This window comes from Myxococcus sp. CA056 (genome assembly GCF_013336715.1).
Classification (GTDB): Bacteria; Myxococcota; Myxococcia; order Myxococcales; family Myxococcaceae; genus Myxococcus; species Myxococcus llanfairpwllgwyngyllgogerychwyrndrobwllllantysiliogogogochensis.
The window spans coordinates 41,278-53,139 of the sequence record NZ_JABUMT010000020.1 but is presented as its reverse complement, the minus strand read 5'-3'; the positions used below and the strand labels follow the sequence as shown (position 1 = coordinate 53,139).

Here is an 11,862-nt window from a genome sequence, read left to right as displayed (position 1 = left end):
TCTCCCCGTAAAACCGCGCAACCCCGTATGCTGGGGGCCGTGGACATCGCGGGGAAGAAGCAGGAGACGTTCGAGGAGGAGCTGCTCCTCGCGCTGGACGAAGGGCTCGTCTCCGCCGAGGAGGCGGCCGCCCTGCGCGAGGAGGCGCTCGGCCTGGGGCGCAGTCCCCTGGAGCTGCTGAGGGAGCAGGGGCGCCTGGGCGAGCACACGCTGGCCGAGCTGCGCGAGGAGGTCTCCCGAGAGCTGGGAGGCTCCGGTGGGCAGAGCCCGCAAGAGGCCGCCACGCTGGACCCGGACACGCCCATGGTGCCCCCGCCGGCCGCCCCCGCGTCCACCGACTCACACGCGGAGCCGTCCTTCCCCGTGCCGGACTGGGACCGCTACCAGCCCGTGCGCTTCCTGGGGCAGGGCGGCATGGGGCAGGTGTTCCTGGCGTATGACCCGCTGCTGCGCCGCAACGTCGCGCTCAAGTTCGTGAAGGGCGGAGACCCGGAGCTGGCGCGCCGCTTCCTCTCCGAGGCCCGCGCCCAGGCCCGCGTGCGTCACGAGCGCGTGTGCGAGGTGTACGAGGTCGGCGAGGTGCAGGGGCGCGGCTACATCGCCATGCGCTACGTGGCCGGCCAGTCCCTGGGCCAGTTGGCGCCGACGCTGACGCCAGAGCAGAAGGTGCTGGTGCTGCGGCAGGCCGCGGAGGGTGTGCACGCCGCGCACCGCGCGGGACTGGTCCACCGGGACATCAAACCCGGCAACATCCTGGTGGAGCGCACGGAGGACGGCGACTTCGCGCCCTTCGTCATGGACTTCGGACTGGCGCGGGACTGGCGCGAGGAGGGCGGACTGCACGGCGTGGTGATGGGCACGCCGCACTACATGGCCCCCGAGCAGGCCAAGGGCGACACGGCGCGGTTGGACCGGCGCGTGGACGTCTACGGCCTGGGCGCCACGCTGTACCTGTTGCTCACCGGACAGACGCCCTTCCAGGGCACCCGCGAGCACGACATCATCACCCGGCTCCAGACGGAGGAGCCCCGGCCACCGCGCGCGGTGGACCGGGACATCCCCCAGGATTTGGAGGCCATCGTCCTCAAGTGCCTGGAGAAGGACCGCTCGGCCCGCTACGACTCGGCGCGAGCGCTGGCGGATGACCTGGAGCGCTTCCTTGGCGGAGAGCCGGTGCAGGCGCGGCGCGGCCTGGGCTACCGGCTGCGCAGAAAGGCGCGCAAGCACCGCGTGGCGCTGAGCGCGGGCCTGGCGGCGCTGACCGTGGTGGCGCTGGCGCTGGGGCAGGCGGTGCTGGCGCGCAGCGAGGTGGCCGAGCGCGAGCGGCTCACACGCAGCTTCACCGAGCGCGTGGAGCGCATCGAGGCCGCCGCGCGCTATTCGTTCCTCTCGCGCCTGCACGATACGCGCGAGGACCGCACCGCCCTGCGCGCCAGCATGGACGCGCTGGAGGCCGAGGTGCGGGAGGCGGGTGAGCACGCGGTGGGCCCCGGACACTACGCGCTGGGCCGCGCGCTGTTGGCGCTGGGCGACGTGGAGGGCGCGCGCCGGAAGCTCGAGTCCGCGTGGGAGCATGGCTACCGCGAGCCTCGCGCGGCCTGGGCCCTGGCGCTGGTGCTGGGAGACCAGTACCGCGAGAAGCTGCTGCTGGACGTCGAGCGGCGCAGTCCCGAGCAACGCGAGCTGCGACGCCGCGAGCTGGAGCAGCGCTATCGGGACCCGGCGCTGGCGTACCTGCGTCAGGCCGAGGGGCCGGACGTCCCGGCGCCGCCGCTGTACGTGAAGGCCCTGTTCGCCTTCCACGAGGGGCGCCACGAGGAGGCGCTGGCGCACCTGGAGGCGATGAGCCACACCCAGCCCTGGTTCTACGAGGCGCCGCTGCTGCGCGGAGACGTGTATCTGGCGCGCGCCATGGGGCGCTGGCACCAGGGGGACGGCGTGGGCTCGCAGGCGGACCTGGAGGCCGGACGGCGCGCGTACGCGGCGGCCATCGCCACGGCGGAGAGCCAGCCCGACGGCCACTACGCCCTGGGGCGACTGGAGCTGGCCGCGCTCGTGATGGAGCTGTACGGCGCGGGCAACGTGCTGCCGCCCTACCAGCGGGGCCTGGAGTCGCTGGACTACGCGCTCACGGCCGCGCCGGACCACCACCGCTCGCTCATCGTGCGCTCGCGGCTGTACCGCCGCCTGGGCGAGCAGCATTCCAACCAGAACACCGACGACGTGGAGATGCTGTTCGGCAAGGCCATCGACGCGGCCCAGGCCGCGCTGAAGCTTGCGCCCCCGAGCGACCGCGTCACGCTGGAGCTGGCCATCATCCACCGGCTGTGGGCCCGCCACCGCCAGCGGCTGTCGCAGGACCCGCGCGAGCAGCTCGGCCTCTCCATCGACGCCCTGGAGCGGCTGGGCCCCGAGGAGCGCGACTATGCCTTCCACGCCAACCTGGGCCTGACGCACCAGGTGTGGGCCGACTACGAGAGCGAGCACGGGGAGGATTCGCTCGTCCACCAGGGCAAGGCCATCGACGCGTACCTCGCCGCCATCCGCGTGAGGGAGAACCAGGCGGACGCGTGGATCAACCTCGGCAATTCCTATCGCGCGCGGGCGGCCATCCCCAGCGCCCCGGACGCCTCGGGAGATTTGACGCGGGCGATGGAGGCCATCGAGCGCGCGCTCACGCTCAACCCGCGCAACGTCATGGCCTGCTTCCAGGGCGCGGACGTCTCCGAGCAGCTGGCGCGCTGGCGACAGGAGCACGGGCAGGACCCGGAGCCGGACCTGGAGCGGGCGCTGGCGCTCTACCGGCAGGGCCGGGACATCAACCCCAAGCTGCCGCAGCTCCACAACGGCCTGGGCGCCGCGCTCCTCGCGCAGGCCGAGCAGCGCTGGGAGGACGGAAAGGACGTGGGGGCGCTGCTGACCGAGGCGCGCAAGGCCTTCGAGCAGGCGCGCGCCGTGGCCCCGCAGCAGGCCTTCGCCTACAACAACCTGGGCGAGGTGGAGGCGGTGCGCGCGGGCTTCCTCGTCGCGCGCGGGGACGACCCCGGCCCCAGCCTCAAGGCGGCGAAGGAGGACTACCGCCGCGCGCTGGAGCTGCTCCCGGGCGACGCGGACCTGTGGACCAACCTGGCGCGGGTGCATGTGCTGTGGGCCACCCACGCGCTGGCGCGAGGGCGCGACGTGGGCCCGGACCTGGCCCAGGCGGAGGAGGCGCTCGCCCGCGCCCGCGAGCTCAACCCGAAGCTGGCCTATGCGTGGCGCTACCAGGGCGGCGTGCTGGACGTGCGCGCCCGCGACAAGGCCCGGCGAGGCACCGCGAAGGACGAGGACTTCCAGCAGGCCGCGGAGGCGCTCGCTCACGCGGTGGAGCTGGCGCCCAGGCGGCACGAGTACGTGCTGGCGGCCGGGGAGCTGCAGCTCGCGTGGGGGCGCTGGAAGCAGTCGCAGGGAGAAGACGCGACCCCCATGCTGACGCGGGGGTTGGAGCACGTCGCGCACATCGTCGCGGCGCGGCCGGCGTGGGCGAAGGCCCTGCTGTTGCGCGCGGGACTGCGGCTCGCGCTGGCCGACAACGCGCCCACCGAGCAACAGCAGGCGTGGCGCGTGCAGGCCCGAGAGGACGCGGAGGTGGCGCTCTCGCGAAACCCCCACCTCGCGCCGGGCTGGAAGGGCAGGCCCACCTCCGACTCGGAGCTGTCGGCCCGCCCTCCCCCGCCCTGAGGCGCGGCGACTACTTCTTCTTGAAGTCTTCCGGCGGGTCGGTCGTCACGTCCAGGCCGCCCTTCTTCGTCTCGTAGTTGTTGCCCGGGCCGTGCTTCGCGTCGGGCAGAATCACCTGGAACGGGTACTTGTCCGGCGCGCACGTCAGCGTCACGCTGTTCGTGCTGTTGGAAGAAGCCAGGGTGCTGTTGTTCAGGAAGAACGGGCCGGGATTCGAAAGGCACGTCCCGTCGGGGAACTTCACCTCGGCGGAAACGACTCCATCCAGGGTGAACGTCACCGAGTCACCGTGACGGACGCGGGGCTCTTCCGGGGTGGGTCCTGAGGACTGAATCCTGATGACGATATCGGCCATGGGCCGTGGCTCCTTCTGGGGGTTGGACTGACTGTCTGTGGCAACAGATTGCAGGCACCGTACCAGCGCGCGCCGACATGCGGCTCACTCGGAAGCACCCTCCGGGCACGCGGTGCCGGGGAGCGATGGACGCGTCAACGACGTGTCATGCCCGGAGGCTGACGCGTCCACTCACGCGTCCGACAGGCCCAGCTCGCGCACGCGGCGCTGCAGGGCGCGGCGGGAGACCTCCAGCCGCTGCACCATCTTGTCCAAATCCCCCTCGCACTCCTGGAAGCAGCGGGTGATTTCCTCCGGGCTCAAGTCCCGGGCGGTGCGGATGAGCGAGCTCTTGTCGATGAGGACGTAGACGGAGGGGCGCGGAATGCCGAGGAAATCCGCGGTGGCCTTCAAGTCCCAGGAGCACGCGCGCAGGGCTTCCAGCAGTTCGTCCTCCCCGACCTCGGACGGCTTGCGCCGGGAGGACTTCGCGTCGGCGGCGTCGGGCTGGCCCGAGGTGGGCGCGGTCAGCACCTTGCCCGGCACGGGCAGCGACTCCGCATCCAGCGTCTGCTCCAGCCGCGAGTCCACGCGCAGGCCCGGCAGGCCCCGGCTGCCGATGATGAGCTGCCGGGTGATGTTGCGCAGCTGCCGGACGTTGCCGGGCCACGCGTAGCGCACCAGCCGGACGGCGACGGCCGCGGGCAGCCAGGGCTGCGCGCGCGGGTCGGTGGATGCCAGCCGCCACGTCTCGCCCGTCGTCTCCAGCTCCTGGCGCGCGAAGTGGAGGAACAACAGGCCAATGTCCTCGCGCCGCTCGCGCAGCGGGGGCACCCGCAGCTCGAAGCCCGCCAACCGGTGCAGGAGCGGCGCCTTGAACAGGCGCTCCTCGATGCGCGCCTCGAGATTCGAGTCCGTGGCGGCGACGAGCCGCACGTCCACGGGCACCGGCGTGTGGCCGCCCACCGGATACACCTCGCCCGTCTCCAGCACGCGCAAGAGCGCCGCCTGCACCTCGGCGGGCGCTTCCCCCACCTCATCCAGGAACAGGGTGCCGCCGTGCGCGGCGCGGAAGAAGCCCTCGCGATCTCTACTGGCGCCCGTGTACGCGCCGCGCTGCGCGCCGAACAGCTCCGCGGCCACCAGCTCCTTGGAGAGCGCGCCCAGGTTGACGCTGACGAAGGGCCCCGAGCGACGCGGGCCGTGCTCGTGGATGGCGCGCGCCACCAGCTCCTTGCCCGTGCCCGTCTCACCCCGGATGAGCACCGGCACCTGGAGGTCCGCCACCCGCAGGATGTCCTCGCGAAGCTGCCGGATGCCCTCGCCCTGCCCCACCAGCCCCAGGTCCTTGTGGGAGACCACGTCCCCACCCGAGGAGGCCAGGTGCAGCAGCAGCACCACGCGCTCGGCCAGCACCAGCGGCACGCCGGCGACCAGCTCCTCGTGGGTGAACTCCCGGCCTCCGGCGACGGACTCCCCGGCCACGCAGACCTGGGTGCCATCCTCCGGCACCAACAGGCGCAGGCCGCCATGGGAGCCCGGCTCGAACAGCACCGGCGTCCGGCTGAGGAAGGGGTCTCCCAGGGGCAGCGCCAGCAGGCCTCCCGGACGGGAGAAGTCCGGCGCGTTGCGCGACAGCGCCGCCGTCCGGCCCACGCTGGCGAGCACCTCCAGCAACAGCCGCTCACCGATGCGCTGGGGATGGGGATGCGACACGACCGTCAAGGCCGGCACACTCCGCGGGGCCTGCGCGGACTTGCCCTTCGTATGGACGGCGGTCGTCGACATGTCGGCGGCGAGCTTTTGCTGCATGGGCTGGTTCGATTTCCAGGTGCTTCCAACCTATCAGCGTACACCGGCCCGGCGCGGGGAGATCAGCCGAGGCGACTCAACCGTCAGCGAAGCTACGCTCACGGGAGCAGGCCCTCGCCAGCTCGCCAGCCAGCGGCCTCGCGCGAGGGCCGCTGACGTCATCGCTCCCCATCACCTCATTCCAGGGAGGCTGAAAGGGACGCGGCCCTGAGAGGCCCCCCACGCGGTGGAGGTTGTCCACCGCGTGCGGGGGGTGTGGGTCTCAGGCCGTCGGGCCCGTCGTGTCCGACGGGGGAGGCGCCGCGGGGCTGGCGCTCTCTTCGGGCGTGGTGCCCGTGGCGGTCGCCGCGGGCTTCTCAGAAGAGGCCGGGGAGGGGGTCGACGGCCGCTTGGGGCCGGCCGCGGCGCGGGCCTGCTCACGGGCACGCTGGGCGATCTTCGGCGTGGGCGCGAGAATCATGAACATCAAGCGCCCTTCCATGCGCGGGGCCTGCTCCACCACCGCGACGTCCTTCAGGTCCTTCGCCACGTCGTCGAGGATGGCGGTGCCCTGCTCCTTGTGCGTGATTTCACGCCCGCGGAACTGGATGACCACCTTCGCCTTGTTGCCATCTTCGATGAAGCCGCGGGTGTTGCGGACCTTGAACTCGTAGTCGTGGTCCTCCGTCTTGGGACGGAGCTTCACTTCCTTGAGGTGGACGATGAGCTGGGCGCGCTTGGCTTCCGCGGCCTTCTTCTTCTCCTCGTACTTGAACTTGCCGTAGTCCATGATCTTGCAGACTGGCGGCTGAGCCATCGGACTGACCTCGACCAGGTCGAGCCCTTCCGAGCGGGCCTTGTCGAGCGCGGCCTCGAGCGGCATGACTCCGAGCTGTGAGCCATCGGAGCCGACCACCCGGACTTCACGGGCGCGGATGCGGCGATTGGTTCTCTGGTCGCGGCTCCCGCCGCGGCTGCCTCTTTGATCACGAAGAATGTGACGCTCCTGCGAAAGGGTGGAAGGACCTGCTGCCCCAAGGGTGGGCAGGTCACTGAGTTACGGCATGGGGTGGGTCGATGCGTACGGCGGGCGGCCCGCCCCTCTGACACTCGCGCACGGTGCGGCCTCTCCGTGCGACACTTCGAATCTAATCGCCCCCTTGCCCCGTGAGAAAGGGAGCAAGCGGGAAGACACGTCCCAGGGGCGAGGACTAGCCCACCGGCGGACATAACACCAGGGCCCCTTCCTTGCCCCGGAATCCCACCCTGGGTCAGCCATTGGACGAAGCGCGGCGGGCCCGCCACGCGTCCCGGCCCTGGCCCCAGAGTTCCACGAGGGAGCTCTCCATGGGGGCGGGGAGCTTGCCGGGGCCGCGCAGGCTCGAGCCCAGGCGGCGGGCCACCTGCTGGGAGCCGGTGTTGTCCGGGGCGATGGAGTGGATGATGTCCGTCCAGCCCAGGTGGTCGAAGGCCCAGTCCATGGCGGCCGAGGCTGCCTCGGTGGCGTAGCCCCTGCCCCAGGTCTCCCGCAGCAGGGCCCAGCCGACCTCCGTGCCCGGCCACCCTTCCGGCTGCCAGGGGCCCACCCGGCCCACCCACCTGCCCGTGGAGCGCTCCAGCACGGAGAACATGCCAAAGCCCTGGAGCGCCCAGCTCCCCGCCATGGAGCTCATGGCCCGCCAGACGACGGAGCGGGGCTGGAGGCCACCGATGTGGCGCGAGGAGTCGGGGTCGGCCATCAGGGCCACGAAGCCCTCGAAGTCCTCCCGCGCCGTCGGGCGCAGGATGAGGCGCGCGGTTTCAAGCGTCGGTCCCGGTGCTTGCATCATCAAGTTCCTTTGGAGAATCGAGCGGCGCGGCAGGGTTGCACCCGCCCCCCGCCGGGGCAAGCGCTCGTTGCCCCGTGGCAGGCGCCCTCGCCACAAGCGCGGCTTCTCCTCTCGGTTATCCGGAAAAGCCCCAAGCGCCCGCCTGTCCGGACATCGGGTCGCGGGGCAGGCCCCTCGTCGCTAGGACAGCGGCGCACACGACGGCGCGAGGGCCTTCCCATGTGGACCGAGACACGAGTGGCACGGATGCTTGGAACCCGGCTCCCCCTCATCCAGGGGCCGTTTGGCGGAGGCATGTCGTCGACGCGGCTGGCGGCGGCGGTGTCCGAGGCGGGAGGGCTGGGCTCGTTCGGCGCGCACCACCTGAGCGCGTCGCACATCGAGGACACCGTCCGGGAGCTGCGGGGGCTCACCTCGCGGCCGTTCGCCATCAACCTGTGGGTCCCGCTGGAAGGGGAGCGGGAGCTGCGCCCCACGCCGGAGGAGTTCCAGGCGAACGTCGCCCGGCTGAAGCCCTGGTACGACGAGCTGGGCCTGCCCGCGCCCACTTACCCCAGCGCCTTCTCCCAGGACTACGACGCGCAGATTGACGCGGTGCTCGCGCTCAAGCCGCCGGTGTTCAGCTTCATCTTCGGCATCCCGTCGGCGCGCATCCTGGAGGCGTGCCGGGCCTCCGGAATCCTCACGGTGGGGACGGCGACGAACGTGGACGAGGGGCTCGCGCTGGAGCGCGCGGGGGTGGACCTCATCGTCGCGTCGGGCAGCGAGGCGGGTGGACACCGGGCCTCGTTCCTCAGGCCCGCGGACGAGTCCCCCGCGACGACGGCGCTGGTGCCTCAGCTGGTGGACCGGGTGCGCACGCCCGTCATCGCCTCGGGTGGCATCGCCGACGGCAGGTCGGTGGCCACGGCCCTGGCGCTGGGAGCCGAGGGCGTCCAGGTGGGCACCGCCTTCCTCGCATGCGAGGAGTCCAACGCCAGTGACGTCTATCGCAAGGCGCTGCGCCAGGAGTCCGCGCGCGCCACGGTGCTGACGCGCGTCTTCTCCGGACGCTATGCGCGCGGCATCAAGAACCGCTTCCTGCGGGAGATGACGCCTCACGAACACGACGTCCCGCCCTACCCGGTGCAGAACTGGTTCACCCAGCCGCTGCGGCAGGCGGCGGCCCGTCAGGGGCGCGAAGACCTCCTGTCGCTGTGGGCGGGACAGAACGCGCCCCTCATCCGGCACTCGCGCGCGCCGGAGCTGGTCGACTTCCTGGAGAAGGACACCACCCGCGTGCTGGCGCGGCTCGCGGGACTCTGAGCCGCGCGAGGCGTCGGTCCAGGAGGCGCTCGCGCCGCACGCCCTCCCTCCGAGCCCTCGCGGCGCCTTGACGGCGCGGGAAGTCCCGTGCTCAAGCACCGACGAATGTCGGACCCAAGCGCCCCCCTTCCCGCCCCACCCGAGACACCGTCGGCGCCGCTCCCCCCGTGGGAGCGCCTGCATCACGCGTGGGACGCCCTCACCCGGTGGGGCAAGGCCCAGGCGGGCCCGCTGGGAGCGGCGCTCGTCGGGCTGCTCACGTTCCTGGCGACCTTCGGGCCGGGCGCGCTCGCACCCTGGCGACTCGGCTGGCTCATCCGGGACGACTTCAGTCAGCACCTGTTGGGGTGGCTCTTCTTCCGCCAGACGCCGCTCGGCCTGCCGCTGGGAGCCACGCCCAACTACCTCCATCCGCTGGGGACCTCGCTCGGGTACACCGACTCGATTCCCTGGGTGGGCTTGCTGCTGCGGCCCTTCTCCTTCGCGCTGCCCACGGACTTCCAGTACATCGGCCCGTGGATGTGCCTGTGCCTCATGCTGCAAGGCGCGTCCGCGGCGTGGGTGGCGCGGCGCATGGGCGCCTCCACGCAGCACCAGTGGAGCGTGGGTGGACTTCTGGTGCTGTCGCCCGTGCTGCTCTCGCGGATGACCTTCGCGCACGAGGCCCTGTGCGCGCACTGGCTGCTGGTGCTGCTGGTGGGGCTCCACCTGATTCCCCAGCGCGACGCGCGTGACGCGAAGCAGGCGCTGGGGATGGGCCTGTCGCTCTGTGTCTTCGCCGCGGGTGTCCACCCCGTCATCGCCGCCATGACGTTGCCGCTCGCGCTGTCGCTGTGCGCGCGCACGGCGCTGGAGCGGAAGCTTCCCTTCACCTGGCCCGCGCTCGCGGCGGTGGCCTGCTTCGCGTCCGTGCTGGGCCTCTTCTTCGCCTTCGGCTACCTGGGCACCGGCATCCCCGTGAGCGCCACGGAGTTCGGTGACTACTCCTCGGACCTGACCACGCTGTTCAACAGCATCGGCCACGGCGAGATTCGCTGGTCCCGCTTCCTGCCCCCGCTGCCCAGGAACGGAACCCAGAACGAGGGCTTCGGCTACCTGGGCATGGGGGGCCTCGTCGCGCTCGTCATCGTGCTCGGGCTCATGGCCCGCGAGCCCCGGCGCATCCTGTCGCTGTGGCGGCGCTGGGTGCCCCTCACCGTCGTCGCCCTGGGACTGGCCTTCTTCGCCCTCTCGTGGCGCATCACCTTCCAGGGCGTGCAGGTGGCCGACGTGTCCGCGCTCTATCGCCCCGTGCTCAAGTGGGTGGAGGCGTTCCGCTCCTCGGGGCGCTTCATCTGGCCGCTGCACTACCTGCTGCTCGTGGGGGCAGCGCTCGCGCTGCCTCGGCTGGTGCGCCCGTCGCTCGCTCCCACGCTGGCGGGGCTGCTGCTGCTCATCCAGGGCCTGGACCTCAACCTGGGCGAAGGGCGCAGGGCCCAAGGAGGAGGCCGTTGGAACACGCTCCCGTCCCCCGCGCTCACCGAGGCGGCGAAGGGCCGCAAGCACCTGGCGCTATATCCGCCGCAGATGCACGACGGCTCCGGCCGGGGCTGCCGCGCGGGCCCCATGGACTTCCACCGCTGGGCCTACCGCGCGTACCGGCTGGGCCTCACCTTCAACAGCGGCTATGTCGCGCGCATCGACGACGCCAAGGCGCAGACGTACTGCCTGGGCATGGACGCCGAAATCGCCGCGGGCAAGCTGGACCCCGAGACGGTCTACCTGGTCATCCCCGTGAGGGTGCGCTGGCTCCAGAAGATTCCGGGCGCGCACTGCACGCCGGAGGACGGGCTGTGGCTGTGCGTCTACAACGAGCCTCCCGCGTCCTCCGTGTCGGGTCGCTGAAACCCCCGGCTCAGGCGGCCGGGGGGGCCTGACGCGCTGGCGGCTCGACGGGCATGAGCGCGTTCAGGTTGGCGTGGATGGTGTTGCAGATGGAGTCCAGCGGCAGGTCGTTGTCGTCGTGGCCGAAGGGGTCTTCGATTTCGACGCCGATCTCCTCGATGCCGAAGAAGATGTACGCGACGACGAACGTGGCGAGCACGGTCAGCCCACCGAAGGACTCCACCAGCGCGAAGGGCAGCGTGTAGCAGAAGACGAGCAGCGCCCGGCGCAGGTGCATCACATACGCGAAGGGGATGGGCGTCTTGCGGATGCGCTCACAGCCGCCGATGTAGTCGACGAGCAGGTGGACGTCCTGGTCCAGTTGCATCTGCACGTACTCGGAATAGAGGCCCTTGCGCCGGCCGGCGTCGAGCAGCGCGCTCATCTTCCGCGCCACCGCGAACGGCACGTGCTGCGCGCGCATCACCTCCGCCACCTCGTCCGGAGGCAGCTCCTGGGCCAGGGGCCCCAGCTCCGCCTTGGTGCGCAGGAACGACGCGGACGCGAAGGGGAAGGCGGCCGTCCACCGCAGCAGCGCGGCGTAGAGGGCGGGCTCGGACTGGAGGAAGACGCCCGCGGCGCGCGCCAGGTTGCGCGTCTCGTTGACGATGCCACCCCACAGCTTCCGCCCCTCCCAGAAGCGGTCATAGGAGGAGTTCGTGCGGAAGACGAGCAGGAGGCTCAGGGAGATTCCCGCCAGCGTGTGGACCGTGGGGGGAATCGCCACCGAGCGGACATGGGAATGGAAGATGGTGACGCCCAGCGCCCACAGGACGCAGACCATGACTCGGGCCACGATTTCGCGGACCATCGAGCCCTTGAGATAGTGGAAGTAACTCCACCAACGATGCGGATCGTACTCAACCATGGGATTCGAGGACGTAGGCTGCCACGGCGCTTGAAACCGTGCCGCAACCTTTTCGTCCAGGGGCTGCTGGTGTGTCCAGCCCTCTCTTCCAT

At 71.3% G+C, this 11,862-nt stretch carries 8 protein-coding genes; 3 read left to right on the top strand and 5 right to left on the bottom strand.

From position 1 onward, the window contains the following. Nucleotides 1-27 precede the first annotated feature (27 nt). Nucleotides 28-3,720: a serine/threonine-protein kinase gene (locus HUA76_RS41140; protein WP_174463990.1), complete on the top strand. Its 3,693-nt coding sequence runs from the start codon at nt 28-30 to the stop codon at nt 3,718-3,720. Between the two features lie 10 nt (nt 3,721-3,730). Here HUA76_RS41140 and HUA76_RS41135 read toward each other — a convergent pair whose 3' ends face one another. The 4 genes from HUA76_RS41135 to HUA76_RS41120 form a co-directional block, all read right to left on the bottom strand. Continuing rightward, nucleotides 3,731-4,075, bottom strand: a complete 345-nt coding sequence (locus HUA76_RS41135; protein WP_141644316.1) for a hypothetical protein — start codon at nt 4,073-4,075, stop codon at nt 3,731-3,733. Between the two features lie 171 nt (nt 4,076-4,246). Then, nucleotides 4,247-5,866, bottom strand: coding sequence for a sigma 54-interacting transcriptional regulator (locus tag HUA76_RS41130; RefSeq protein WP_141644315.1), 1,620 nt, complete (start codon nt 5,864-5,866; stop codon nt 4,247-4,249). A 262-nt stretch (nt 5,867-6,128) separates the two neighbouring features. Next, on the bottom strand, nt 6,129-6,782 hold the full coding sequence (infC, locus tag HUA76_RS41125) for a translation initiation factor IF-3 (protein ID WP_371745711.1): 654 nt from the start codon (nt 6,780-6,782) through the stop codon (nt 6,129-6,131). A 334-nt stretch (nt 6,783-7,116) separates the two neighbouring features. Next, nucleotides 7,117-7,671, bottom strand: coding sequence for a GNAT family N-acetyltransferase (locus tag HUA76_RS41120; protein WP_174457847.1), 555 nt, complete (start codon nt 7,669-7,671; stop codon nt 7,117-7,119). A gap of 249 nt (nt 7,672-7,920) precedes the next feature. Here HUA76_RS41120 and HUA76_RS41115 point away from each other — a divergent pair, with 249 nt between their 5' ends. Together HUA76_RS41115 and HUA76_RS41110 are read left to right on the top strand one after the other, a co-directional pair. Then, nucleotides 7,921-8,979 carry a nitronate monooxygenase family protein gene (locus HUA76_RS41115; protein ID WP_254614818.1) on the top strand — a complete coding sequence of 353 codons (1,059 nt, stop codon included), beginning with the start codon at nt 7,921-7,923 and terminating at the stop codon, nt 8,977-8,979. A gap of 105 nt (nt 8,980-9,084) precedes the next feature. Further along, nucleotides 9,085-10,863, top strand: a complete 1,779-nt coding sequence (locus HUA76_RS41110; protein ID WP_174463988.1) for a DUF6311 domain-containing protein — start codon at nt 9,085-9,087, stop codon at nt 10,861-10,863. Nucleotides 10,864-10,873: 10 nt separating this feature from the next. Here HUA76_RS41110 and HUA76_RS41105 read toward each other — a convergent pair whose 3' ends face one another. Next, nucleotides 10,874-11,770 (bottom strand): bestrophin family protein, encoded by an 897-nt coding sequence (locus HUA76_RS41105; RefSeq protein ID WP_174463987.1) that lies wholly within the window; start codon nt 11,768-11,770, stop codon nt 10,874-10,876. Nucleotides 11,771-11,862: the final 92 nt, after the last annotated feature.